The sequence below is a fragment of the Pseudomonas sp. Emmai genome (assembly GCF_055179735.1).
Window position 1 is genome coordinate 6,057,674 of the sequence record NZ_CM143685.1, and the last position, 24,750, is coordinate 6,082,423.

Here is a 24,750-nt window from a genome sequence, read left to right on the forward strand (position 1 = left end):
CCTGAAAATGCCACGATACCGTGACGTGGTGTGAACGCCGCAGCCGACACTTTCGGACAACCGACGACCGCCTGGTGTGTCCGTGACCGTGAGGAATGCTGTATGCCTGATGAGATGTTGTTGCACCTGCCGCTGGTCAACAGCCTGTTGGAGCGCCATAAAGGCTCTGCGGGTGCGCTGTTGCCGATTCTTCATGATATTCAGGCTGGCCTCGGTTACATCCCCGATGCCGCCATTCCCGAGATTGCCCACGCCCTGAACCAGAGTCAGGCCGAGATCCGCGGGGTGATCAGTTTTTACCATGACTTCCGTACCGCGCCGCCGGCCCGACACATATTGCGTCTGTGCCGCGCCGAGTCGTGCAAGAGTCGCGGCGCCGAGCAACTTGCCGCGCAGTTGCGCGAACGTCTGCAACTGGATGATCACGGCAGCAGCGCCGACGGCCGTATCAGTTTGCGTCCGGTGTATTGCCTCGGCGCCTGTGCCTGTTCGCCGGCCCTGGAGCTGGATGGTCAGGTGCATGCGCGGTTGAGCGCCGAGCGTCTGGATGCCCTGCTCGACGCTTGCCGGGAGGACGCATGAGCCTCTATCTGCCCTGCGATTCCCTGGCCCGCGCCGTCGGAGCCGATGAGGTGGCGCTGGCCCTTGCCAGTCCGGAGCTGCAACGCACCAGTTCCCGTGGCCTGTACTGGCTGGAACCGCTGCTGGAAGTGGACACGCCGCAAGGTCGGATCGGCTTCGGTCCGCTGACGGCGGCTGATGTGCCGTCTGTGCTGGATGCCCTGCAAGGCGACCCTTCCGCGCACCCACTGGCCTTGGGCCTGGTGGAAGAATTGCCTTATCTGAAAACTCAACAACGCCTGCTGTTCGCCCGCGCCGGCATCACTCGGCCGTTGTCGCTGGACGATTACCGAGCCCACGGTGGTTTCGAGGGTTTGAACAGGGCCGTCACGATTGGCGGCGATGAAACCGCGACGGCGGTGTTCGATTCAGGCCTGCGTGGCCGTGGCGGCGCGGCGTTCCCCGCCGGGATCAAATGGCGCACGGTTCGCGCGACCCAGGCTGCGCAGAAATACATCGTGTGCAACGCCGACGAAGGCGACTCCGGCACCTTCGCTGATCGCATGTTGATGGAGGGCGACCCTTTCCTGCTGATCGAAGGCATGGCGATTGCCGGCATCACCGTCGGCGCCAGTTACGGCTACATCTATGTGCGCTCGGAATATCCACAGGCGGTTGCGACCTTGCGCGAGGCGCTGGATATCGCGCGGGCCAACGGTTACCTCGGCGCCAATGTCGGCGGCAGCGGCTTGGCTTTCGATATGGAAGTGCGGGTCGGTGCCGGCGCTTATATCTGCGGTGAAGAAACTGCGTTGTTGGACTCGCTTGAAGGCAAGCGCGGGATCGTTCGCGCCAAGCCACCGATTCCAGCATTGAAGGGATTGTTCGGCCTGCCAACCCTCGTACACAACGTGCTGACCCTGGCCTCGGTGCCGCTGATTCTGGCCAAAGGCGCGCAGTTCTATCGCGACTACGGCATGGGCCGTTCCCTCGGCACGATGCCTTTCCAATTGGCGGGCAACATCCGTCACGGCGGCTTGGTGGAACGGGCCTTCGGCCTGACCCTGCGCGAACTGGTGGAAGGCTACGGCGGCGGCACCGCCAGTGGCCGGCCGCTGAAAGCCGCGCAGGTGGGTGGCCCGCTCGGCGCTTGGGTGCCGCCCGCGGATTTCGATACACCGCTGGATTACGAAGCCTTTGCCGGCATCGGCGCGATGCTCGGCCACGGTGGTGTGGTGGTGGCAGACGACAGCCTGGACATGGCGCACATGGCGCGTTTCGCCCTGCAATTCTGCGCCGAGGAATCCTGCGGCAAATGCACGCCTTGCCGCATCGGTTCGACTCGCGGCGTTGAGGTCATCGACCGCATGCTGGCCGCGCCGGACCAAAGCGGTCGCGATGAACAGGCGATCATCCTCAAGGACCTGTGCGACACGATGCAATACGGTTCGCTCTGCGCCTTGGGCGGCATGGCGCCGTTCCCGGTCGTCAGCGCCCTCAAGCACTTCCCCGCCGACTTCGGTCTGCAATCTTCGGAGGCCGACCAATGATCACCCTCTTCGACCCGAACACCGATATCGACCTGGGCACCCCGGCTCGTGAAAGCCAGGTGCAAGTCACCCTGAATATCGACGGCCGCAGCATCAGCGTGCCCGAAGGCACGTCGGTGATGCGCGCCGCCGCGCTGCTGGGCACGACCATTCCGAAACTGTGCGCTACCGACAGCCTCGAAGCGTTCGGCTCGTGCCGGATGTGCCTGGTGGAAATCGACGGCATGCGCGGTTACCCGGCGTCCTGTACCACGCCGGTTACTGAAGGCATGAGCGTACACACCCAAACGCCGAAGCTTGCGACGCTGCGCCGTAATGTCATGGAGTTGTACATCTCCGACCACCCGCTGGATTGCCTGACGTGCTCGGCCAACGGCAATTGCGAGCTGCAAACCGTGGCTGGTCAGGTTGGCCTGCGGGAAGTGCGTTACGGCTATGAAGGCGAGAATCATCTGGCGGATGTGAAAGACACGTCCAACCCGTATTTCGACTACGACCCGAGCAAGTGCATCGTCTGCAACCGCTGCGTGCGCGCCTGCGAAGAAACTCAGGGCACGTTTGCCCTGACCATCACCGGGCGCGGGTTTGAGTCCCGTGTTTCCGCCGCTGGGGGCGAGAACTTCCTCGACTCGGAATGCGTGTCCTGCGGTGCCTGTGTGCAGGCCTGCCCGACCGCGACCCTGATGGAAAAATCCGTGGTCGAACTCGGCCAGCCTGAACGCAGCGTGATCACCACGTGCGCCTATTGCGGCGTGGGCTGCTCGTTCCGCGCCGAGATGAAAGGCGACAAACTGGTGCGCATGGTTCCGGACAAAAACGGTCAGGCCAACCACGGTCACTCTTGCGTCAAAGGACGTTTTGCCTGGGGCTACGCCACTCACCCGGATCGCATCACCAAACCGATGATCCGCAACCACATCAACGACCCGTGGCAGGAAGTCAGTTGGGAGGAAGCGGTGACCTACGCCGCCAGCGAATTCCGCCGCTTGCAGCAAAAGTACGGCCGCGACTCGATTGGCGGCATCACGTCCAGCCGTTGCACCAACGAAGAAACCTACCTCGTCCAAAAACTGGTGCGCGCCGCGTTCGGCAATAACAACGTCGACACCTGCGCGCGGGTCTGCCATTCGCCGACCGGTTATGGCTTGAAACAAACCTTGGGCGAGTCCGCCGGGACCCAGAGTTTCGACTCGGTGATGCAGGCCGACGTGATCCTGGTGATGGGCGCCAACCCCAGCGACGCCCACCCGGTGTTCGCTTCCCAACTCAAACGCCGCTTGCGTGAAGGCGCGCGGCTGATCGTCATCGATCCACGGCGCATTGACCTGGTGGACTCGGTGCATGCCCGCGCCGAACTGCACTTGGCCCTGCGTCCGGGCACTAACGTCGCCATGCTCAACGCCTTGGCCCATGTCATCGTCACCGAAGGTTTGCTCGATCAGGCCTTTATCGACGCCCGTTGCGAGGGCCGCGATTTCGCGCGTTGGAGCGAACAGGTCAGCCGTGCGGAAAACTCGCCGGAAGTCCTTGGCGAGATCTGCGGTGTGGCCCCGGCCGACATCCGCGCCGCCGCCCGCCTCTACGCCAGCGCCGATAACGCGGCGATTTATTACGGCCTCGGCGTTACCGAGCACAGCCAGGGCAGCACGGCGGTGATGGGCATCGCCAACCTGGCCATGGCCACCGGCAACATCGGCCGCGAAGGTGTGGGCGTGAACCCATTGCGGGGGCAGAACAACGTTCAGGGCTCTTGCGACATGGGCTCCTTCCCCCACGAGTTGCCCGGCTACCGTCACATTTCCAACGAGGTGGTACGGGCGCAGTTTGAGCAGGCGTGGAACGTCACCCTGCAACCGGATCCGGGCCTGCGTATTCCGAACATGTTCGAGGCTGCTCTGAGCGGTAGCTTCAAAGGTTTGTATTGCCAGGGCGAAGACATCGCCCAGAGCGATCCGAATACCCAGCACGTGACTGCGGCGCTGTCGGCCATGGAATGCATTGTGGTGCAGGACATTTTCCTCAACGAAACCGCCCGGTTCGCCCATGTATTCTTGCCGGGCAGCTCGTTCCTGGAAAAGGACGGCACGTTCACCAACGCCGAACGGCGCATTTCGCGCGTGCGTAAAGTCATGGAGCCGCTCGGCGGCAAGGCCGACTGGGAAGGCACCGTGGCCCTGGCCAACGCGCTGGGCTACCCGATGAACTACAAACATCCGTCAGAGATCATGGATGAAATCGCCAGCCTGACGCCGACCTTCACCAACGTCAGCTACGCCGAACTGGACCGCCACGGCAGCCTGCAATGGCCGTGCAACGCCGCTGCGCCGGACGGCACGCCAACCATGCACATAGAGGAGTTCGTGCGCGGCAAGGGGCGTTTCATGCTCACTGGCTACGTGCCCACCGAGGAGAAGGTTAACAATCGTTATCCGCTGCTGCTCACCACCGGGCGCATCCTCAGCCAGTACAACGTCGGCGCGCAGACCCGGCGCACCGAGAACGTGGCCTGGCACGACGAAGATCGTCTGGAAATCCACCCGACCGACGCCGAGAGCCGTGGCATCAACGAAGGCGATTGGGTCGGCATCGGCAGCCGCGCCGGCCAGACCGTGCTGCGTGCGCGGGTCACCGAACGGGTCGCCCCGGGCGTGGTGTACACCACGTTCCACTTCCCGGAATCCGGGGCCAACGTCATCACCACCGACAACTCCGACTGGGCCACTAACTGTCCGGAGTACAAGGTCACCGCCGTGGAAGTCAGTCGCGTCTACCACCCGTCCGAGTGGCAAAAACGCTACCAGGCCTTCAGTGACGAGCAGGACCGTTTGCTCAAGGATCGCCGCCAGGCACGTGGCGCTAAAGCGGAGGTGCGTCGATGAGCACGGCCAACCTGATCAAAATGGTCAACCAGATTGCCCAGTACTTTGCCACTGAACCGGATCAGCAACAGGCCGTGCTCGGCGTGCGCAATCACCTGCAACTGTACTGGACGCCCGGCATGCGCAAGGAATTGCTGGCCTGGCAGACGGAGCATCACGGGGAAGACTTGCACCCACTGGCGCAGGCAGCGGTCAGTGGCGCAGGTTGGGAAGCTTAGGATTTAACAGCCTTTGAATCAGCCCCGAGCTTTTCGGGGCTTTTCCTCTTTGCAACTACAGCTCGACCCGCTGATAAGTGCCGTCAGCCCCCACGTTATGGCCAAAACCGCAGGACTCACCCGCCGTGCGCGTGACCGTGAGCACATCCTTTTTAATGTCGAAGTCGTACTCACAATCGCCTTCGTCTTCCCCACTCATGGCGTAATGCGCCTTGCCGTTATCAAACGCTACTACCGTTGAAAACTCACCGAGATTGGGACCGTAATACATCGCCATCATGCCGGCGTAATAACCCTGGAAATCAACCTGGTACTTCTTGCCTTGTGGCTTGATCGTCATCGAGTTCCATAACGCAGCCCCGGCATATTGCCAATACCGCCCTTCTGGTTTACTCGACAACTTCCCCAGCGAGTTGTTGATATCGCCACTGATCTTGCCCAGGTTGAAGATCGACTTTTTGTCGTTGGGCAGAATGCTCAGCCACGCCCGGGCTTTCAGGTAGTTGCCTTCATGGATGTAAGTCAGCGCAACGTTGTTGTAGGCCGTCGCCAGTTTTTCTTCGTCCAACTGACAACTCTCGGACCAGCCGGCCTGCTGCTCATACTGTTCCCGAGCCTTGGCGTATTGCTTGAGCTTGTAATACTTGCCGCCCTCGGCGGAATACTCGCTGATCTTGAGGCAATTGGCGGTCACCTCGTCCTCGGTAATGTCCGCTTGGGCAAAAAACGGTGTCATCAGGAGCAGGATGATCGCTTCGACTTGTATCAAGCGATGCAGCGAAGGATAGAAGTGCTTAATGTCCATATTGTTTTTCTCTGTTTAAAAGTCGGCATGCCCAGCGGTGCGGAGGGTAGCGTGGCCAAGTCACCGAGACAATCAGGGGCCCCCGTACATCTTCCGCCGGCGTCGATAAACTTCCCCCCAATTCGCGCGGCTACTCCCGCATAATCCCGCACTTCCCATGACGGCCTTCACCCGGCGCACCCACTACAAGGACGCAACATGCAAATCAGCCAAGGACAACGCCTACCCTTGTCCAGCCTTATGCAGGGCTCGCAACTTATCCTCTCGATCAACGTTCAGTCGCCCCATGTGCTGGACTTCGTGTGCTTCGGCATCGATGCACAGGGCAAACTTTCCGATGATCGCTACATGGTGTTTTTCAACCAGCCGACGACACCGTGCAACAGCGTGAGCATGGCCAACGGCGGTGACTTCACCCTCGACCTGTCGAAACTGCCCACCAGCATCGATCGCCTGGTGTTCACCACCTCGATCGACGGTGCCGGCGCGATGCGCGACATCCAGGCCAGCAGTTTCAGCATCAAAAGCCTGTCCGGCGAAGTCTTGGCGCAATGCCCGTTCTCGGGCGCCACCTTCGCCGACGAAAAAGCCATCATGGTCGTCGAGCTCTATCGCAAGTCGGGCGAATGGCGCCTGTCGTCCAACCTGCAAGGCTTCAACGCCGGGCTGGATGCGCTGGTGAAACATTTCGGCGGGGATGTCGCTGACGAACCGGCGCCTGCTCCCGTGCCGACACCGGCTCCCGCGTCCAAAGCAATCTCCCTTGAAAAGAAGATCGGCGACGCCGCTCCGCACTTGGTCAGCCTGGCAAAGAAAGCCCAGATCAGCCTGGAGAAAGCCAAGCTCACCGACGTCAAAGCGCGGGTCGGCCTGGTGCTGGATGCGTCCGGGTCCATGAACAACCAATACCAGACCGGCCGCGTCCAGGAAGTGGTCAATCGACTGCTGCCGCTGGCGCTGCACTTCGACGACGACGGCACCCTCGACTGCTGGGCCTTTGGCGCCGAGACACAGCAGTTGTCCGCCGTGTCACTGGCCAATCACAAAGACTTCATCAAAACCGACCGCGGCGGCTGGCAGGATTGGGCGTTGGGCGCCCGCTATAACGACGAGCCCAAAGCCATCAAGAAGGTCATCGACTTCTACAAGAATTCCCGGGACACCACGCCGATCTACATCCTGTTCATCAGCGATGGCGGCGTGTCGGCCAGTGGCGCGATCAAGAAGCTGATGATCGAAGCGGCCAAGCTGCCGATCTTCTGGCAGTTCGTCGGCATCGGCGGCCACAACTACGGCGTCCTGGAAAAACTCGACACCATGACCGGCCGAGTCGTCGACAACTGCGGTTTCTTCGCCCTGGACGACCTGCACGACATCAGCGAAGAGCAGCTGTACGACAAGCTGATGGAAGAATTCCCGCAGTGGCTGAAGGACGCAAAGGCTAAAGGCATTATTTTTTAAGCCTGACCCCGCCCTCTCCCGCAGTGCATTGCATCGCACTGCGGGAGAGATTCGTTAGCCCTGTTTAAGCGGCGCTTCGCGCAGTTCTTCGAGGCGGTTGCCGTCCCAACGGTATGTTTGTTTCGACTCCAGTGTCGGGCAGCAACGGGCGTCCTCCGGTCCCACTTCAAGTGAGCTGACGCTGATGGTTTTGTCATCGAGCACCTGCAGGTCGGTGACTGCGCCGTTGACCACAGTGCTGCCCTTGAAATCGAAGGCGCCGTTGTTCGAATAGAAGATGCCCAGGGACGAAAACGAACCATTGCCCCCACCCTGCCCTTCGATGGTGTAGATCACCAAGGCATCGTCCTGGCCGTCGCCATTGAGGTCGGCACGAAGGATTTTGCGGCCTTCCTGATATTCGTCGCCGCCCTCTTCACGGGTCGCAACGTTTATGGCGTTGGAAATAGCGGCGTCCAGCGACCCGGCGATTGGCGCGGGTACTGTCTGTGGCGGTGCAGCCGGAGTCGGCACGGGCGCCGGGGACTGGACGACTGGCGCGGGTGCAGGGGCCGCAAGCCGTGGCGCTATCCCTTTGGATTTGGCCTCGGCGACAAATTTCTTGAGAACGGCATCGCGAATCGCTTGAGCATCTTCATAGCCGATCAACATGTTTCTGGAACCGGAGAATGGCTGGCCATCGCCCAGGAACCAGCGTGCAAACCAGCCGGGGCGCATGTTTTCCTGCTGCTCGATGGCGCGATCGAGGACCTTCTCGCTGACGTCCACGTACAGCGCGTACCCCTCATCGCCGAACGCCTTCAACATCTCGTCTTTCTGGGCCCCGACCTTTGTCTTCATGACTTCCAGCATGATGATGTTGGTATCGACCAATTTGCTTTCGCACTCATTGGTGTAGCTGCCAAAGCAGGTTTCTTTGTATTCCTGAACCGCATTGTTGAGCTTGAAGTCGTTATACGCCCCACAACCTGCCAATAACATAAGGGCTGCGGTTGCCAAAAAGGCCCGATTTCTCATATCCCTGAATCCTTTTTCCATTAACCCAAACGTGATGCTCGGGGTTTGAACAAGATCGACACCCCAAAAAAAGCCCCGCTCGAAAGCGGGGCTTCTTCAACCCGAATGGGTTAGCCGATGCTGACGCCGTGGGCTTCAGCCAGTGGCTTCAGGCCGCCGGCGAAACCTTGGCCGATCGCCTTGAACTTGAACTCTTCACCGCTGCGGTACAGCTCGCCAAAGATCATGGCGGTTTCGGTGGAAGCGTCTTCGCTCAGGTCGAAACGTGCCAGTTCTTTACCGTCAGCCTTGTTCACAACGCGGATGTAGCCGTTGGACACCTGGCCGAAGTTCTGTTTGCGCGCATCGGAGTCGTGGATGGTGACCGCGAATACCAGCTTCTTCACCAGCGGAGCCAGGGAGGTCAGTTTGACCGTCACTTGCTCGTCGTCGCCTTCGCCGGCACCGGAGCGGTTGTCGCCCATGTGTTCGACGGAGCCGTCAGCCGACTTCTTGTTGTTGTAGAAAATGAAGCTGTTGTCGTCGAGCACTTTGCCGTTTTCGCCTACGACGAAAATCGACGCATCGAGGTCGAACTCGGTGCCGTCAGTGACGCGAGGATCCCAGCCCAGGCCCACGAGCACTTCGGTCAGACCCGGTGCTTCTTTGGACAGGGATACGTTGCCGCCTTTGGAAAGACTTACAGCCATGGTTAGTTTCCTTATTCAATGGACCGAGGGGTTTAGAAGTTCATACCGTACGAGTTGGCCAGCGCCTTCAGGCCACCGGCAAAGCCCGAACCAACGGCACGGAATTTCCATTCGCCGTTGTTGCGATACAGCTCGGCGAAGATCATCGCGGTTTCGGTGGAAGCGTCTTCTGCGAGGTCGTAACGCACGATCTCGGCACCGCTGATTTCGTTGACAACACGAATGAACGAGCCGCCGACCTGACCGAAGTTCTGCTTGCGTGCATCAGCGTCGTGGATGGTGACGGTGAATGCGATCTTGTCGATATCGGCCGGAACGCGGCTCAAGTCGATTTTCAGTACTTCGTCGTCGCCATCGCCAGCACCGGTGCGGTTGTCACCGGTGTGCTCGATGGAACCGTCAGCGCTTTTGAGCTGGTTGTAGAAAATGAAGTCGGCGTCACCACGCACTTTGCCGTTGGCACCCAGCAGGAACGCGCTTGCGTCCAGGTCAAACTCCGTGCCGTCAGTTGCGCGTGGATCCCAACCCAGACCGACCAGAATCTTGGTCAGCGAAGGATCGGTCTTCGATAGGGACAGGTTGCCGCCTTTTTGAAGAGTCAGTGCCATGAGTACAGCTCCTTGTGGTTAATGCGTTTTGAATTACTGATTGTCAGCCGGGGCAACTTCCTTTTCGGGGAAGATCACGCTGGCGAAAATACCGATGGCCAGCACTACGACAACGATGATCAGGCTGGTGTTCGGATCGATGTTGTAGCCGTGGTGGAACAGGTGGTCAGTCGCATTCAGGCCCAGCTTTACCGCGATGAAGAAGAGCAGCGCGATAACGGCTTTTTCCAGGTGCACCAGGTAGCGTTTCAGCGCTTCCAGCACAAAGTACATGGTCCGCAGGCCGAGGATGGCGAAGAGCATGGCCGAGAACACGATCAGCGGTTCGCGGCTGACGGCGATGACGGCCGGGACGGAGTCGAACGCAAACAGCACGTCGGACACTTCCATGACCACCAGGCACAGGAACAGCGGCGTGGCGAACAGACCGCCCTTGGCCGCCAGCGACATGCCTTTGTTTTCCGGCTTGGTCAGCTCGGCTTCCAGCGTCTTGCGACGCACGAAGAAGTCATGGCCATGCAGTTTCGGCCACACCGGGAACAGCTTCTTGGCGAAGCGGTACGCCATGTGCGTGGAGTAATCTTCTTCCTCTTCGTCGTCACCGCCGCTGCGCAGCATCATGACCGCTGTCCAGGCCACGATCAGGGCAAACACCACTTCGACCCAAGGACCCAGCGCCAGCAGGCCGGTACCGATAGCCACGAAGATCAGGCGGAACACGATCGCGCCGATGATGCCCCAGTACAGGACGCGGTGACGCAGGCCGTTCGGCACTTTGAACCAGGCGAAGATCGCCATGAACACGAACAGGTTGTCCACGCTCAGGACTTTTTCCAGCGCATAGCCGGTGATGAACAGGGTCGCGACATCCGGGCCATGTTCGTAGTACAGGAACCCTGCGAAGCCGAACGAGATGAGAATCCAGAACACCGACCAGGCTGATGCTTTGGCGAGGCTGATCGGCTGGTCACCGCGATGGGTGAACATGTCGAGGATCATCGCGCCGAGCGCCAGCGCCACGAATACAGCGATGGTCAGCGGGGGGAAACCCAGGTGAGAAACTTCCACAGTTATTGTTCCTTAGAGTTCAAAGTCAGCCGGGGGTAAGCCCAGCTCGAGGCAGATCAGGCGGCAAACGGCTTTTTCCTTGTCGTCGAAATTACCGTCCGACGCGCCGATGGCGCAGGCAACACGGACCAGCAGGCGACCTGCGCCGTCCTTGCCCTTGATCTTGCTGATGTTTTTCAGGGCTTCGGCCTGACCGATCTGGAAGTCGAATTCGAACTTGCCGCACGCGTCGTTGAAGACCTTGATCACGTCGGTCAGGTTGAACACTTTCAGCTCGGGCGAGTTGTTGATGAACCCGGTCATTTTCATTTTTTCAGCCGAGCTGACTTCACCGTCCGCCGCCGCAACCATGGCGCAGCTGTTGGCAACCGCTTCCATGAACTCTCTGTTCTTGAACTTGGCCACTTCGGTGGTCAGCTTCTCGCGGGCAAGCGCCGCGTTTGTTTTCAACCATGACAACATGTTGTTCACCTCTAGGGCGGACCGGACCGGCCCGCCGTTTTCAAATAGTTACTTGGAACCTGCCGACCAGCGCATGCCCCAACCGTAAGCCTTGTCCATGACCGAATGACCTTTGTGGAAATCGACCCGTCGGCTGACCTTGACGCCGCCGCCCTCGTTCTCCAGCAGGGCGATGGCACACATGCCCAGGCGCCCGCCTTCTTCGTTCAGGCGAACTTCGATCGGTGGCTGGCCCGGGACATAAATGGTCACGACGCCGTCGGTCTCACGCCAGTTCGGCGCACCTTCGTAGATGAACGCGAACACCAGCACCCGGCGGATTTCACTCCAATGCCGGCCGTTGATGTGCAGCCATTCGCCATCGCTGACGGCGCCGGTACGGTCATCGCCCATCAACCGGATGTAAGGGTCGTAGTCGAAATCGCCGAAGCTGTTGCCCAGTGCCTGGACCACCCCTTTGGAGCCATCCTGCAACTCGTAAAGGCAACCCACGTCGAGGTCGATGGCGTTGTTGCGCGAGAAGAAACCGCCGCCCTTGCCTTTGTTCCAGTTGAGGTTGACCTTGATCTCGCCGAAGCCTTCAGCGGTTTTCTCCAGGCTGATCGAGGAGCGGGTCTTGTCGAGGGTGATTTTGCTCAGGCTGATCGACGACTTCGGTGGCGCGGCCGGCACGGGTGCGGCAGGCGCCGCCACGGGTGCAGGAGCGGCCACTGGTGCCGGGGCAGGCGCGGCAATTTCGACACCGAAGTACTTGGCCAAAGGCTCAAGGCCACCGGCAAAACCCTGGGCGACGCAACGGAATTTCCACTCGCCCTGGCGGCGATAAAACTCGCCGAGGATCAGGGCGGTTTCTTTCATTCCGCTGGTGGGTATCTGCGCCTCGATACCGCCGGTGACGGTCAGCGCGAGATGGGATACACGGTCGAAGCTGGCTTTGTTCTCGTAGATCGTCGCCGTCAGCGCCACCTTCTCGACCACCGCGTCCAGGCGCGACAAATCAAGGGTGAAGACCGCACGACCGGCAGACGACTCGGTCATTTGTACCGTTCCGCCCAGCACATTGGTCTGGCCGTAGAAGCACATATCAGTGTCGCCGCGGACTTTACCCGCGGCATTCAGGACGAATGCAGACACGTCGATATCGGCACCCGGGATGGCCGAGTAGCTGATATCGATCCGCACCTGGCCGGTGGTTACCGGCGCGTTCCCGCCAGGAACCAGGGTGGTCATGCACGCACCGCCTGAACCGCCAGGTTGACCAGGTCGTCAGCCGTGCGGCCGTTGGTCACCTGACCGATGGCCTTGAAGTCCCAACCGCCGTTCTCGCGCACCAGGCTGGCCATGACCACGCCGGTGTGACGGCCCTTCTCGGACAGATTGAAACGCGCCAGTTCGGTCTTGTTGCTCGCGTTGAGGATGCGGCAATACGCGTTGGCGATCTTCTCGAAGTTCTGGCCCGTGAAGCTGTTCACGGTGAATACCAGCGATTTGACGGTGGCCGGCAGGCGCTGCAGATCAACGGTGATGGTTTCGTCGTCGCCATCGCCTTCACCGGTGCGGTTGTCGCCCGAGTGCTGGATCGAACCGTCGCGGGAGGTCAGTTGACGGAACCACACCAGGTCCACTGGCTTGAAGTCGGCATCGAACAGAATGCAGGAGGCATCCAGGTCGACGTCACCACCGTTACCCATCAACCGGCCCATGAACCCGGCTTTCTCCGGATCCCAGCCGAGGCCAAGCGTGATCGCCGTGAGGCCACCGCCAGCGGTTTTTTCCAGGGAGATTGATTGGTTTTTAGTCAGAGTTAGGGCCATCGGTACGCTCCTTGTTGGTCGTCAATTGCGAGGGTGTAGCGTTGCGGTCCTCAACCGGACGAGTTGCCATCGGCGCAACGCCGGCATCTCGGGCCAAGGTCTTGGAGACCCGCAGACGCCCACGGCGCCATGCAGGGTGGAAATGTCGCCAGTGCGCATCTTGCGCAGCAGCCAGAAGTTCGTGGTCACCGCGGGTGTCGCCCCAGGCGCGCAGGCGGTATTGCGTCAGGTCGCCGTACACCGCTTCAAGGCGCTGCACCTTCGCTTCACAGCGGCAGTTGTTGCCCGAGATCCGCCCGGTCAGGCGCCCATCGACGACTTCCAGTTCGGTGGCGATCAACTTGATATTGAGGCGATCGGCAAACGGTTTCAGGACCAGCGCCGGAGAGGCGGAACACAGGGTGACCTCACTGCCGGCCTGTCTTTCAGCGGCCACCGAGGTCAAGCCGGCGGGACGCATCAGGCGGGTCCAGTACAGGCCGCAGAATTCCGCAGCCTTGTGCCGCACCCACTCTTCCTTGGCATCGGTGAGGAACGCGGCGATCAGCCGGGCCTTGAGTTCGTCGCGCGACAGGCGACGCGTCAGGTAACGCACCCCCGGACCGGCGAGCAGGCGCAAGCGCTTGGCAAATTCGATTTTGCCAAACGCAAATTTCAGAAAGGGAACGAAGCTGTCGTGCCGGGTCAAGGTGCCGTCGAAGTCAAAGACCGACAGGACCTTGGCCCCGGCCGGGCCCATCTCAAGCATTTCCTGGGTCATCGGCCGGCCTCTGCAAGACGGATTGACTGATCACTATGGCTCGGCTCCGCATGCCTGACCCCATGCCACTTGGCACGCTCAAGGATATTTGTGGCCCATTTGAAGTGAGTTGCTGGTTCGCACATCGTGTCATTGTGATTGAAGACCGCTGGCGCGACTTCATTCAGCATCAATTTGGCACAATTTAGATCTTCGAGACTGACCCGCAGGCTGTCCTGAATGCTGCTGATCTGGCTTGGATGAATCGCCGTTTTGCCCACCAGGCCATGGGCAATGTCCAGGCTCAGTTCTTCCAGCAGCAAATGCGGCGTCGCCAAACGCTCAAACACCGGGGCGGTCAAAGCGAACCCTTGCGACCCCATGACCCCGGCCAGCATTGGAATCACGTAACCCATGGGCGTGCTGTACAGCGTGGTCGCCGGATTGCGCCGAAGGCCCAGGCAGCCCAGCAGATCATTGCCACCGATGCGCAGGGCAATGATGCGGTGGTCCAGGGTCTGCTTGAGCGCTGCGCCCAGCTCGACCATCGCCACCGGGTTGAAGACCTCGCGGGTCTCCAGGGTCGGCATCAGGAAGATGTCGGGGTTGGTCACCGCCAATTCCCACGCGCGCAGATTGGACAGGCTCAGCTTGGGCAGGACAAACCCGTCCACATGCACCATCAACGGCCAGTCGTTGAGCACGGCCGCCATCTGCGAATCCCGCGGTCGCACGAACAGCATGGGGCCATCGACCGTGCGGCCGCCCTGCTGGTCAATCGAGAGCAGTAACTTGTGCAGGTTGGCCAGCGCCGTTTCGACGTCGATCTCCGCGACCGCATCCTCGAGGCACACCACCATCGAACGCAGTTCGGGCAGTTTTTTGTGCAAGACCACATCGAGGATGTCCTCGCGGGTGGCCGGCATGTAGAGCGTTGCACCGAGGGCGTAGGGCGAGAGTATTTTCATCAGCTCAAACTCCGGATAACGGTCACGGCACGATAAGGACCGAGGGCGGCCCCCATCTCCTCAACCGTCACGTTCGCGCGCTCAGTCAGGTGCATCAGCAATTGCACGTCCGGATCGCTGCGATCGCGCACCAGCACCTGATCCGGCACCCGGCGCAGAACGGCACGCGTGGCCTCGGCAATGCCGGGTTTGACCCGATTCAGATTGGTAATGCCCCATTGCGCGGCAATCGCGTCGATGACACTCAGTGCCGAAGCCTGCAGCTGATTGCGTTGCGCTTCAGTCCAGGGAGCGGCAGCTTCGACCGCCGGCAGCGCCTGGCGCTCGGCTTCGATCTGGTCGATGAATTCACGCGTGACGTCGTGTTCGTGCAAGTGGTCGTAGACCACGCACCCATGCAGGCCGCCATTGGCCGGCCAGATGGAACGCGAGACCAGGCCGGACACCGTGGCCCCGAGGATGCCGGACGGAATCACCCAGTCTTCGGCCGACGCCGCCAGCCAGGCGCGCCCGCAAGGGTCGGCCAACACCACAAGGCGTGGCTGCTCGGGAAAGCGCGTGTCGCCCTTGAGGCTGCGCTGGATCTCGCCGGAGATGGCGCCCTTGCCGGTCCAGCCATCGACAAACACGATGTTTTCCGCGCCGTGGGCCTGGATCACCGCGTCCAGGGCAATCATGTCGATGCCCCGGTCACGCACGATGCTGATCCCGTAATGGTGGGCGTCACGCCCCAAGTCCAACAGCGCGCGGCGCAGCAGGACGCCCAGAGGCAGCCCCGCGCGCACGAACGAAACCAGCGCGATCGAAGGGCCGTCACAGGCCTGGTCGAGCGCCAGTGCCAGGGCCTGGACATCCCGGGCCATCCTGACCGAGTTCTGCGCCATGGCACGCTGGTACAGCCCTTTGTGGACCTCGGTCGGGGCCGATTCCTGGCTGATCATCTCGGAGTAATGCTTCTGCCGCGTCTGGATCAGGCGCTCTTTCTCTTCAACGTCCGTCACTTCGATGTCGACGGGTTGCAGCAAAAAGTGCACGTCATCGGGCGCGTAACTGCCACTGCCAACCGTGGTCAGATGGGCAAAGGCATTAACCATGGATCATCGCCTCCACAACTTTAGCCAATTGGCTATTGGCAGGCGTCGCCCAGAAGTTGCATTCGTTCATGAAGCCCAGGTCGGTGACGCTGTCACCAAACCCCAGCACCGGACGTTCGCCATGGGTGGCTCGATCGCGGCGCAGCAGTTCTTGGACCGCCAGACGCTTGGACAAGCCGTGCGGCAGGAACGCGAGGTTGTTGCCGTTGCCGTGGATATGCATGTCGTCCAGCAGGCCACGGGCCTGAACCTCGGCCAACACCTTTTGCAGCACCGAATCGTCCGACTCGTTGTGCTTGGTCACCACGTAATTCAACAGGCCTTGCTCTTCCACCACCCATCCGCGCAGGGAAAAACCCATTTCGTCGCCGATGGCCAGGGTCGCCGCACTCAGGGTCGCAAGCCGATCCTGATACGCCGCCAGCGCCTCAGTCATCTGCCCATGCCAATCGCGATCCAGCGAGCCATCGGGTTGCAGGATCACGCCACCATGGGAACACACGGCCCCCGCGACGAAGGGCAATTGCACGCGGCTGTAAGCTTCGACGCTGCGCGCCGTGACCGGCACGACATCGGCCGATGCCAGCAACCATTCGACAAAGTTTTTCTGCACGGCGCTCATGTAGCCGTTGGGCTGGCCGTCGACATCCAGCGTCGCGGTATGGCGTTCAGCGCCTTGCGGCATCTTGCGCGCGGTCTGGAACAAGGTGTCATCAAGATCGATGAGTATCAGGGGACGCTTATTGCTCATCGACAATGACCTCCGCATTCAGCGCCTCAATCAGCGATTGGGGAACCGCTTGCGCCGGCGTTTCGGTACAGATCAACACACGGTCGAACTGCCCCGGACGCACGTTATAGAGAAAGTTCGGAATGCCCAGGCCGTAGTTATCGGAGAACGACAAGGCGTGCCCGATCTCATGGCCCAGGGCAATCGGCGAGCGGCTGGTGGAGCTGAAATGCACATCAGCCCCGGCGCGTTCAAGACGTTCGGCCAGCAGAAACGGTCGCCACACGAATTCGCTGGTGCCCACGACCATCACGCGCTCGCCCGGCTTGACCTGAATATGCGGGGCCAATGTGTCTTCGACATGACGCACACCCAGGCGTCCCCAATCGTTACGCGGGTCGAGGGGCCATTCGCCCACGGCCACTGCGCCCACATCGGGCATTTCCGGCAGTGGCGCGTCTTGATCCTCGCAGAAGCGATAAGCACCCTGCAGCAACGAAACCTGGGTGGCGGTTTCACCCAGAAGGTTGCGCACCGCGCCACGGGACCAATCGGTGAGCACGCAGGTCACGACCCGCTCCACGTTGCTCAGGCCGGCATCCACGAGGGCGCGATGCAGGTTGATGAAGGTCTTGCCGGTGGAGGCTTCATCGTCGACCAACACCAGGGAACGCGCGTTCAGCATCATTTCCCGCACATCGAGATCGGTGGGCTGGTGAATCAGGTGTGCGCTGGCGTGGCTGTGTTCTTCTTCAAAACGGGTGAACAGCTCGGTGCCGACCGGATGGCGCGTGCTGACCATGTAGACGGTGTCCGGGCGGGTCTTGCTGTAGGCGCGGTGTACACCGGCACCCAGGCCGACGGCCGTCTCGGCCATGCCGATCACCAGGACCGGGCCGGGCAAGTCAGCGGGAATCTTGGCCGCCAGGGTTTCGTAGCTGGCCTGCATGATCGATGGACGCACCGGAATATGGCGGCCCAGCACGCGGGACACAAACAGGAACGCCCGTTTAGGATTACGGCGCTCGGCGAACCCGAATAACGAATGGGGTTCGATGGAGGATTCATCGACATCGACTTCCATCAGCCCGCGCTTCAATTGAGCGCTGAGTGTGGTGGTCGTGGATTTTTCTACTGCGGATTCCATGTGCAACATTCCTAAAAGAGGCGAATTAGTGAACTGACAACCCTTCACTATTTTTAAAGCAGGGTGCCTCTACGGATTTCGGGCTTCGATCCGCCAGAGTGACGACTGGGCTTCACGAGCCATTTCGGCGGTCGAGAAAACCCGACCGGTTGGAGATTTGGGCGGCGAAACATGACAGGCATCCAGAAAGGCCAACAACAACCCGGCCTTGACCGCGAAGTTCATGTTTTGCGCATCCGGCAGCGACGACGTCACCATCCCGATGACCGCCCCGCTGCTATCGAACAATGGGCTACCGCTGGACCCAGGCTGGATGGCCGCCGTGAACTGCAGCAGGCTGGCATCGTTGTGCAACCCGAACAGACCGGACACTCCGCCCTGCGTCACGTGCACGCCACCGCCCGCCAGGCCGGCCATCGGAAAGCCCAGGGCAATCACCGACTCGCCCAGCGCACAACCGACCCCTTCCTTGAACACCACGGGCGACAGTGGCGGGCAATCCTGAATACGCAGCAACGCCATGTCGTTGCGCTGATCGACCACCACCACTTCGGCGCGATAACGACCGGCAAACGAGGCAATGTGCAGTTCCTCCATCCCCTCGATCACGTGGGCGCAGGTCATGACCTGGTTGGGCGAAACGGCGAACCCGGTGCCCGTGGCCGAAGCACGGCTCCTGCCTGAATCACCTGAATACGGACGGCGATTGGGGTGCGCATCATCAATCGTGATGCCCATGCGCCGCCCCATCGCGGCCAGGCCATAGGCCGAGCCTTCGGCCAGCGCGCGGAATTTCCATTGATCGTTGCGGTTGTAGAACTCGCCAATGACGATGGCTGATTCACCGTTGCTTTTCAGGTCCAGGGACAGTTCGACCTGATTGTCGACTTGCAGGCGCAGGTCCTTGAGTTCGCTGACAGGACCGGCGGCGGAAAAGGTATACACCACCAGCAGCAGACGTTCGCTGCCGCCGGGAAGACGGGACAAGTCCAGGGAACAACCGATAGACGACGGCGTACCGCTCCATTCCATCCACTGTTGAGTGACTTGAAACAGAGCCGGGTCACCTGTCGGAAGACGCTTCTCAGTGACGGGCAGCAGCGCTACGGCTGCGTATTCCCCAAAGGCGGTGGAGTGGCTGCACTCCAGCGTCCATGCACATTTAACGCCTGAAATAGCGGCGTTGGCTCCAGGCGTAAGCGCCTTCATCCTGTCGTTCCTTGATCGGTAGCTGGCAATTATGCCAAGACAGCAACAATCATTCACTGTCTATGTGGCGTTGTAATATCAGGAAGGCGCTATAACGGCAACTGTGATTGGCTTCACCCGAACGTTGTCCACCCACTGGCCCGCGGGTTCTGCCAGACCGAGCCGACGAACGGCGAAGATTCCGGCCAGGTTTATCCCGGTTGCCCTCGTGTAGCCAATGCCGCCGGAGTAACGCGGGTTGATTTCCAGCAGATGGGGAACACCGTTGTGGTCATCCCGGGTCTGGACATTGACCAGCCCATCGCACTTGAAATGCGCGGCGGCCTTGAGTGCCAGCTCAACGGCGGCGGACTCGCGCTCGAAGGTCTGGTGAACACCCTGCTTTCTTCTGCCGACGAACGCAACCGGCTGGCCCGCTTCGCACACCATGTCGACGGAACACTCGCTGCCCGGCAAATACGGCATGACCAGCATCGGCTTCCGCTCGGGACTGGCCTTATAGAGGCTGAGGTAGGTATCGAAATCGACTTCCCGCGCGTCCGGGTTTTCCAGGCAGCGGAACGGCTCGACATCGGCCTTGAACCGCCAGAAACCTTGCCCGTAAATACCGACGACCGGCTTGATGCACACCTCGCCTTGCGCGGACAGCAACTCATAAGCCGCCGCCAGTTCCTGGGCAGTGTTGACCGTCACGGCGGGAATGCACGCCAGCCCGGCGCGCTCGGCCTCTGCGGTGAAACGACTCTTGTCGTCGACGTTATCGAAGGTGTCCATGGACATCCCGCCCGTCACCAGCTGCAAACCGGCGGCTTCGAAGCGATCTCGCGCCACTTCGTAGAAGCTGCCGATACGCCCGGCCAGGATCACCTTGATGCCGTGCTCAAGCGCCGTGGCGATCACCCAGTCGATACGTTCCTCGTTATCCAGAGGCTCTTGAAAGCTGACATCGGCCTGCCCCGTGATTTCAGGTCGATCCTGACGATGAGAGGCAAAAACCCTGACGTTCGCCGGCAGTGCCTCGCGCGCGCCCATAAGAATGTCGCGCTGGCTGGATTGACCTTCGAGAAACCAGATCACGTTTACGCTCCTGAATGAATATCGACCGGGATGGCGACTCGCGTTGAGTCACCAAGTCCCTGCGGCAGCTGAATTTCCCGTCACGATAACGGACATGCAACAAAAGGCTACTTAATTCCCCGCAGACGCTTCCTACAGCGCACCGGGACAGTGGCGCAAACCTCTGTTTTTGATATCGTGCCGCCCATCGTCAATGCTCAGCGACAGTCGAGCATGGGTTTTATTGTTACTGCGCGTAAGGAAGGGAGCGAATGGAGTTTCTACGCTTTGTGATATTTGCCGCAGCCTGGGGGTTCATGTGGCGCTGGGTGGTGCTCAATCGCGGCAGCTGGGGCCTGCTTTTCGGCAACATGGCCGGGGCGGTGTCCGGCTTTATCGTCGGGCTGGTGCTGCTGTCTATCACGCTGTCCCTGGTGCCGATGCGCTAGGCACCTGAGCGCCCTGCTTAAAGGCAAAGGAAGGCCGCTGCGTTATCATCGCCGGCCTGTGTGCCCAGAGCCTTGACCCGGATGTCCGTAACCCTGCCATTTCCCGACGATCACGCCTCACTGCCTGCGGTCCTTGCCGGGCCGCTATTGCGGCGCCTTGAGCCCACGCGGCTGGTGCTGTGGCTGGCAGGTTCCCGGGCGTTGTCCCTGACTTTGCGTTTGCAAGGTGTAAACGACATCCGCCTGGATGACTCGACCTGCACCGTCATTCCCGTTGGCACCCATGCCTTTATTCACTTGATCGATGTGCCGCTGGACACCGCCCTGCCCTGCGACACGTTGATCGAGTACGACCTGCTGATTGACGACGCAGGCATCGCCGACTGGGCCCCACACTTGCTGTACGGCGACGCCCGTTGCCCGAACTTTGTCCTGCGCTCACGCATCGATCAGTTGCTGCACGGCTCCTGCCGTAAACCCCACCACCCGGCGGCGGACGGTTTGCTGTGTGTGGATCGTCTGCTGGCGACTGAACAGGCAGCCATTGAGCGCCCGGCCCTGTTGATGATGAGCGGCGACCAGGTCTACGCCGACGACGTGGCCGGGCCAATGCTGCGGGCCATCCATGCGCTGATCCAGCGGCTGGGCTTGTTCGACGAGCACCTCGAAGGGGCGGTGGTCAGCGACAGCGCCACCCTCTACGAACACGCGGCCAGCTACTACCATCGTGCGGATTTGTTACCGGCGCTTGAGAGCAACGAAACCCTGCGCGAGCGATTTTTCGGCGGTGCGCGTAAGCCGATTTTCACCAGCAGCAGCGCCGACAATCACCTGGTAACGTTCGCCGAAGTCATGGCGATGTACCTGTTGGTCTGGTCGCCCACTGCCTGGACGCTGATCGATCCGCAGCCACCCGTTCTGCCCCCCGAAAGGTTTCAGCGCTATGTCCTCGAACAGTCCCGCATCGATGCCTTCAAGGCCGGTTTGGGTGGCGTTGGCCGAGCGATGGCGCACCTGCCGTGCCTGATGATTTTCGATGACCACGACGTGACCGATGACTGGAATCTGTCCGCGCAATGGGAGGAAACCGCCTACGGCCATCCTTTCTCCAAGCGCATCATCGGCAATGCGTTGCTCGCTTATATGCTGTGTCAGGGCTGGGGCAATAACCCGGATGCGTTCGCCGATGTGCTGGAGAAAACCCGTGCGTTAAGCAACACCGAGCGCTACCTCGATAGCACGGCTCAAGACCACTTGATCGACGACTTGCTGGGCTTCCAGAACTGGCACTACGTGTTGCCGACCACCCCGGCCCTGGTGGTGCTCGACACCCGCACCCGGCGCTGGCGCAGCGAGATGAACCTCAAGCAACCCTCGGGCCTGCTGGACTGGGAAGCCCTCAGCGAGTTGCAACAGGAACTGCTGGATCACCCGTCGGCGATCATCGTTTCGCCGGCGCCGATCTTCGGCGTCAAATTGATCGAGACCGTACAACGAGTCTTCAGTTGGTGCGGCTTTCCCCTGCTGGTGGACGCCGAAAACTGGATGGCCCATCGCGGCGCGGCCCAGGTGATCCTGAACATTTTCCGACACTCGCGTACACCCGGGAACTACGTGGTGCTGTCGGGTGATGTGCATTATTCCTTCGTCTACGAAGTACTGATCCGACACCGCAAGGCCGGCCCACGGATCTGGCAGATCACCAGCAGCGGGATCAAGAACGAATTCCCGCCGGCCCTGCTCGAATGGTTTGACCGCCTCAACCGCTGGCTCTACTCGCCCCGTTCGCCGCTGAACTGGTTCACCAAACGCCGGCTGATGCGCATCGTTCCGCACACCCCCGAACATGCCGAAGCGGGTGAACGGTTGTGGAACTCGGCAGGGATCGGGCAGGTGCTGTTTAATGAAAAGGGTCAGCCGCGGGAGATCTATCAGCACAATGCCGATGGCTCGCCGCGTACCCGAATGGTTGCGCCTGAGTAGTCGTCCTTATGAATGTGAACAACCTGAACCTCACCCGGACGTTGATCATCGGCAACTCCGGCGCAGGCAAGAGTTGGCTGGCCAAGCGCCTGGCCAAACGGCAGCAGGTGCCGTGGATCGATCTTGACCGGGTTCACTGGATTTCGGATGAACACAGCATCGCCCGGCCTCGAAACGAAGCCCTGGAAATAGCCCGGGTCGCGGCCAGTGAAGAACAGTGGGTGATCGAAGGCGTCTACGGCTGGATCATCCGCGAACTCCTGCCCCGGGCGACGGCGCTGATCTGGTTGAGCCTGGACGATGACGATTGCGTCGCCCAAATCCGTCAGCGAGAAGCCCGGCGCGACGCCGACGATGAGTTACTGATCGCGCTGCTGGACTGGGCCGGCAGCTATCGCCGTCGCGAAGGGTCCAGCGGATTCAGGGTTCATCAGCGTCTGTTCCAGGGCTTCAGCGGTTCCAAGCTGCAACTGACGAACGGGGCTGAAACCACAACGTTCATCAACGCGTTACCACCCCGCTAACCAAGGAAGCATCATGTTTGCACGGAGCAACTCAGTCCCCGAATTGATGGTCACCGACCTCACTGAAAGTCTGCATTTCTGGACCTCGCTGATCGGTTTCGACATCGCCTATGAACGCCCCGGTTTTGCCTACCTCGATCGACAGGGCGTGCAGTTCATGCTTGAGCAATACGACCCGGACGAAGGCCAATGGCTGGCCGCGCCGCTGGAAACGCCACTGGGGCGCGGCATTAACTTTCAGATCACCGTCGATTCAGTTGAACCCCTCCTCCAACGACTGGCCGAAGTTCAATGGCCGCTGTTTCGTCCCTGCGCCGATACCTGGTATCGCGCGGACGCAGTAGACGTCGGCCAGCGTGAGTTTCTGGTGCAGGATCCGGACGGTTACCTGCTCCGGCTGGTGGAAAGTCTGGGGGAGCGACCGTGTTTGAACATATAGACCTGCATTACCTGCTCGGCACTTATGGCTATTGGGCGGTGTTCTTCGGCTGTTTGCTGGAGGGTGAAACCATCCTGATCCTCGGCGGGATGGCCGCCCACCAGCACCTGTTGCACCTGTGGCCAGTGATTGGCTGGGCGAGCCTGGGCGGGATGCTGGGGGATCAGTTGCTGTTCTGGAGCGGGCGCTATTTTGGCGGGCGCCTGCTGCCGCGCCTGCATCGGCAACAAGCGGCGATCGATCGGGTTACGGGGCTGATCGGGCGCTACCCATCGACCTCGGTGTTTGCCGTACGTTTTCTGTATGGCATGCGCCTGGTGGGGCCGATGGTCATCGGCGCCAGCGGTTTATCGCCGTTGCGGTTCGCATTGTTGAATGCCTTGGGCGCGGTGGTCTGGGCCACGGTGTTTGCCAGCGCCGGGTATTGGGCGGGCGAAGCGCTGGAAACGATGCTGGGGAATTTGAAACCTTATCGTTTGCCGATTGCGTTGGCGGTGGTGGTGTTGGCGGTGGTGGTTGGGTTGGTTCGGTATTGGCGGGTTAAGCATAAGGCGCGGCATGTTGAGTGAGTTATTTCGGGGTGACGCTCGGGCTGATCACATACTTATCGGAATGGGATTACAGGGGTTGCGGAAACGTCTTGAAGAAGCTTAGGCGATACTCAATGCAGATGCGGATACATCGTCTGCGTAACGACCACTCGGAGGTATCGCCTTGCCATCCTGTACTCATTTCTGTACGTTCTTTGCATTGAGCGAGGACTACATCATGCAAACCATCAACTACACCACCGCGCGTGCACATCTGGCTGAAACCATGGATCGGGTCAATGAAGACCGTGCACCCCTCCTGGTAACTCGTCAGAAAGGCGAACCCGTGGTGATGATGTCTCTGGCGGAGTACAACGCTCTAGAGGAGACCGCGTACTTGCTACGTTCCCCGGCCAATGCTGAACGTTTGATCAAATCGATCGGCAACCTGCGAGCAGGGAAAGCCAAAGCCAGGCAACTCATTGAAGAATGAATATCGAGTTCACTACTGAAGGTTGGAACGACTACCTGTGGTTCCAGCAAAACGATAAGGCCGGGCTCAAACGGATCAACCTGTTGATCAAGGCAATTCAGCGCGAACCTTTTAGCGGCCCCGGCAAGCCTGAACCGCTGAAACACAATCTGAGCGGTTTCTGGTCTCGCCGGATTACAACGGAGCATCGCTTGGTCTACGCGATCGAAGAGGGTGCGATACAGATCGTGATGTGCAGATATCACTACTAAGTATTC

Annotated in this window: 27 protein-coding genes; 12 read left to right on the plus strand and 15 right to left on the minus strand. The window is 60.5% G+C overall.

Features of this window, described 5'->3' with window-relative positions:
• Nucleotides 1-102 precede the first annotated feature (102 nt).
• Genes ACY4LX_RS27720 through ACY4LX_RS27735 form a run of 4 tightly spaced genes read left to right on the plus strand, consistent with a single transcriptional unit; the run spans nucleotide 103 to nucleotide 5,208 of the window.
• A complete protein-coding gene (locus ACY4LX_RS27720) occupies nucleotides 103-582 on the plus strand; it encodes a formate dehydrogenase subunit gamma (protein ID WP_463258407.1) in 480 nt (159 codons plus the stop codon).
• The gene (locus ACY4LX_RS27725) at nucleotides 579-2,111 is read left to right on the plus strand and encodes a formate dehydrogenase beta subunit (protein WP_463258408.1); all 1,533 of its coding nucleotides are present in this window, start codon (nucleotides 579-581) and stop codon (nucleotides 2,109-2,111) included. Before ACY4LX_RS27720 ends, ACY4LX_RS27725 begins: the two co-directional genes overlap by 4 nt.
• Nucleotides 2,108-4,990 carry a formate dehydrogenase subunit alpha gene (fdhF, locus tag ACY4LX_RS27730; RefSeq protein WP_463258409.1) on the plus strand — a complete coding sequence of 961 codons (2,883 nt, stop codon included), beginning with the start codon at nucleotides 2,108-2,110 and terminating at the stop codon, nucleotides 4,988-4,990. The genes ACY4LX_RS27725 and fdhF overlap by 4 nt, the downstream gene beginning before the upstream one ends.
• Nucleotides 4,987-5,208 (plus strand): formate dehydrogenase subunit delta, encoded by a 222-nt coding sequence (locus ACY4LX_RS27735; RefSeq protein WP_149658103.1) that lies wholly within the window; start codon nucleotides 4,987-4,989, stop codon nucleotides 5,206-5,208. Before fdhF ends, ACY4LX_RS27735 begins: the two co-directional genes overlap by 4 nt.
• A gap of 55 nt (nucleotides 5,209-5,263) precedes the next feature.
• Here the strand turns inward: ACY4LX_RS27735 and ACY4LX_RS27740 are convergent, their stop codons facing one another.
• On the minus strand, nucleotides 5,264-6,013 hold the full coding sequence (locus tag ACY4LX_RS27740; protein ID WP_463258410.1) for a tetratricopeptide repeat protein: 750 nt from the start codon (nucleotides 6,011-6,013) through the stop codon (nucleotides 5,264-5,266).
• Between the two features lie 198 nt (nucleotides 6,014-6,211).
• Between ACY4LX_RS27740 and ACY4LX_RS27745 the strand changes: the two genes are divergently transcribed.
• On the plus strand, nucleotides 6,212-7,474 hold the full coding sequence (locus ACY4LX_RS27745; protein WP_463258411.1) for a VWA domain-containing protein: 1,263 nt from the start codon (nucleotides 6,212-6,214) through the stop codon (nucleotides 7,472-7,474).
• A gap of 54 nt (nucleotides 7,475-7,528) precedes the next feature.
• On the opposite strand, the gene ACY4LX_RS27750 is transcribed toward ACY4LX_RS27745, so the two are convergent.
• From ACY4LX_RS27750 to ACY4LX_RS27815, 14 genes are all read right to left on the minus strand, one after another.
• Nucleotides 7,529-8,512 carry a hypothetical protein gene (locus ACY4LX_RS27750; protein WP_463258412.1) on the minus strand — a complete coding sequence of 328 codons (984 nt, stop codon included), beginning with the start codon at nucleotides 8,510-8,512 and terminating at the stop codon, nucleotides 7,529-7,531.
• Nucleotides 8,513-8,601: 89 nt separating this feature from the next.
• On the minus strand, nucleotides 8,602-9,180 hold the full coding sequence (locus ACY4LX_RS27755; protein ID WP_133840490.1) for a TerD family protein: 579 nt from the start codon (nucleotides 9,178-9,180) through the stop codon (nucleotides 8,602-8,604).
• Nucleotides 9,181-9,212: 32 nt separating this feature from the next.
• Nucleotides 9,213-9,788 (minus strand): TerD family protein, encoded by a 576-nt coding sequence (locus ACY4LX_RS27760; protein ID WP_149658108.1) that lies wholly within the window; start codon nucleotides 9,786-9,788, stop codon nucleotides 9,213-9,215.
• Nucleotides 9,789-9,821: 33 nt separating this feature from the next.
• Complete coding sequence (locus ACY4LX_RS27765) at nucleotides 9,822-10,856, minus strand: TerC/Alx family metal homeostasis membrane protein (protein WP_149658109.1); 1,035 nt, start codon at nucleotides 10,854-10,856, stop codon at nucleotides 9,822-9,824.
• Nucleotides 10,857-10,868: 12 nt separating this feature from the next.
• The gene (locus ACY4LX_RS27770) at nucleotides 10,869-11,318 is read right to left on the minus strand and encodes a tellurite resistance TerB family protein (RefSeq protein ID WP_149658110.1); all 450 of its coding nucleotides are present in this window, start codon (nucleotides 11,316-11,318) and stop codon (nucleotides 10,869-10,871) included.
• Between the two features lie 48 nt (nucleotides 11,319-11,366).
• Nucleotides 11,367-12,548, minus strand: a complete 1,182-nt coding sequence (locus tag ACY4LX_RS27775) for a TerD family protein (protein ID WP_149658111.1) — start codon at nucleotides 12,546-12,548, stop codon at nucleotides 11,367-11,369.
• Nucleotides 12,545-13,132, minus strand: a complete 588-nt coding sequence (locus ACY4LX_RS27780) for a TerD family protein (protein WP_149658112.1) — start codon at nucleotides 13,130-13,132, stop codon at nucleotides 12,545-12,547. The genes ACY4LX_RS27775 and ACY4LX_RS27780 overlap by 4 nt, the downstream gene beginning before the upstream one ends.
• On the minus strand, nucleotides 13,113-13,892 hold the full coding sequence (locus ACY4LX_RS27785; RefSeq protein ID WP_463258413.1) for an HAD-IB family hydrolase: 780 nt from the start codon (nucleotides 13,890-13,892) through the stop codon (nucleotides 13,113-13,115). Before ACY4LX_RS27785 ends, ACY4LX_RS27780 begins: the two co-directional genes overlap by 20 nt.
• Complete coding sequence (locus ACY4LX_RS27790; RefSeq protein WP_149658113.1) at nucleotides 13,889-14,839, minus strand: HpcH/HpaI aldolase/citrate lyase family protein; 951 nt, start codon at nucleotides 14,837-14,839, stop codon at nucleotides 13,889-13,891. The genes ACY4LX_RS27785 and ACY4LX_RS27790 overlap by 4 nt, the downstream gene beginning before the upstream one ends.
• Complete coding sequence (locus tag ACY4LX_RS27795; RefSeq protein ID WP_463258414.1) at nucleotides 14,839-15,933, minus strand: cysteine protease StiP domain-containing protein; 1,095 nt, start codon at nucleotides 15,931-15,933, stop codon at nucleotides 14,839-14,841. Before ACY4LX_RS27795 ends, ACY4LX_RS27790 begins: the two co-directional genes overlap by 1 nt.
• Nucleotides 15,926-16,684 (minus strand): HAD family hydrolase, encoded by a 759-nt coding sequence (locus tag ACY4LX_RS27800; RefSeq protein WP_463258415.1) that lies wholly within the window; start codon nucleotides 16,682-16,684, stop codon nucleotides 15,926-15,928. Before ACY4LX_RS27800 ends, ACY4LX_RS27795 begins: the two co-directional genes overlap by 8 nt.
• The gene (locus tag ACY4LX_RS27805; RefSeq protein ID WP_463258416.1) at nucleotides 16,674-17,810 is read right to left on the minus strand and encodes a phosphoribosyltransferase domain-containing protein; all 1,137 of its coding nucleotides are present in this window, start codon (nucleotides 17,808-17,810) and stop codon (nucleotides 16,674-16,676) included. The genes ACY4LX_RS27800 and ACY4LX_RS27805 overlap by 11 nt, the downstream gene beginning before the upstream one ends.
• A gap of 69 nt (nucleotides 17,811-17,879) precedes the next feature.
• Nucleotides 17,880-19,019, minus strand: a complete 1,140-nt coding sequence (locus tag ACY4LX_RS27810) for a trypsin-like peptidase domain-containing protein (protein ID WP_463258417.1) — start codon at nucleotides 19,017-19,019, stop codon at nucleotides 17,880-17,882.
• Between the two features lie 78 nt (nucleotides 19,020-19,097).
• Nucleotides 19,098-20,096 carry an ATP-grasp domain-containing protein gene (locus ACY4LX_RS27815; protein ID WP_463258418.1) on the minus strand — a complete coding sequence of 333 codons (999 nt, stop codon included), beginning with the start codon at nucleotides 20,094-20,096 and terminating at the stop codon, nucleotides 19,098-19,100.
• 251 nt (nucleotides 20,097-20,347) lie between these two features.
• Between ACY4LX_RS27815 and ACY4LX_RS27820 the strand changes: the two genes are divergently transcribed.
• The 7 genes from ACY4LX_RS27820 to ACY4LX_RS27850 all read left to right on the plus strand — a co-directional run bounded on the left by ACY4LX_RS27820 (nucleotide 20,348) and on the right by ACY4LX_RS27850 (nucleotide 24,744).
• A complete protein-coding gene (locus ACY4LX_RS27820) occupies nucleotides 20,348-20,524 on the plus strand; it encodes a hypothetical protein (protein WP_178129038.1) in 177 nt (58 codons plus the stop codon).
• Between the two features lie 81 nt (nucleotides 20,525-20,605).
• Nucleotides 20,606-22,507 carry a metallophosphoesterase family protein gene (locus tag ACY4LX_RS27825; RefSeq protein ID WP_463258419.1) on the plus strand — a complete coding sequence of 634 codons (1,902 nt, stop codon included), beginning with the start codon at nucleotides 20,606-20,608 and terminating at the stop codon, nucleotides 22,505-22,507.
• Nucleotides 22,508-22,515: 8 nt separating this feature from the next.
• Complete coding sequence (locus ACY4LX_RS27830) at nucleotides 22,516-23,031, plus strand: P-loop NTPase family protein (RefSeq protein WP_463258420.1); 516 nt, start codon at nucleotides 22,516-22,518, stop codon at nucleotides 23,029-23,031.
• Between the two features lie 13 nt (nucleotides 23,032-23,044).
• Nucleotides 23,045-23,470, plus strand: coding sequence for a bleomycin resistance protein (locus tag ACY4LX_RS27835; protein ID WP_463258421.1), 426 nt, complete (start codon nucleotides 23,045-23,047; stop codon nucleotides 23,468-23,470).
• Nucleotides 23,455-24,039, plus strand: coding sequence for a DedA family protein (locus ACY4LX_RS27840; RefSeq protein WP_463258422.1), 585 nt, complete (start codon nucleotides 23,455-23,457; stop codon nucleotides 24,037-24,039). Before ACY4LX_RS27835 ends, ACY4LX_RS27840 begins: the two co-directional genes overlap by 16 nt.
• Nucleotides 24,040-24,238: 199 nt before the next feature.
• Complete coding sequence (locus tag ACY4LX_RS27845; protein ID WP_123410196.1) at nucleotides 24,239-24,493, plus strand: type II toxin-antitoxin system prevent-host-death family antitoxin; 255 nt, start codon at nucleotides 24,239-24,241, stop codon at nucleotides 24,491-24,493.
• Nucleotides 24,490-24,744 carry a Txe/YoeB family addiction module toxin gene (locus tag ACY4LX_RS27850; protein ID WP_123410195.1) on the plus strand — a complete coding sequence of 85 codons (255 nt, stop codon included), beginning with the start codon at nucleotides 24,490-24,492 and terminating at the stop codon, nucleotides 24,742-24,744. The genes ACY4LX_RS27845 and ACY4LX_RS27850 overlap by 4 nt, the downstream gene beginning before the upstream one ends.
• Nucleotides 24,745-24,750: the final 6 nt, after the last annotated feature.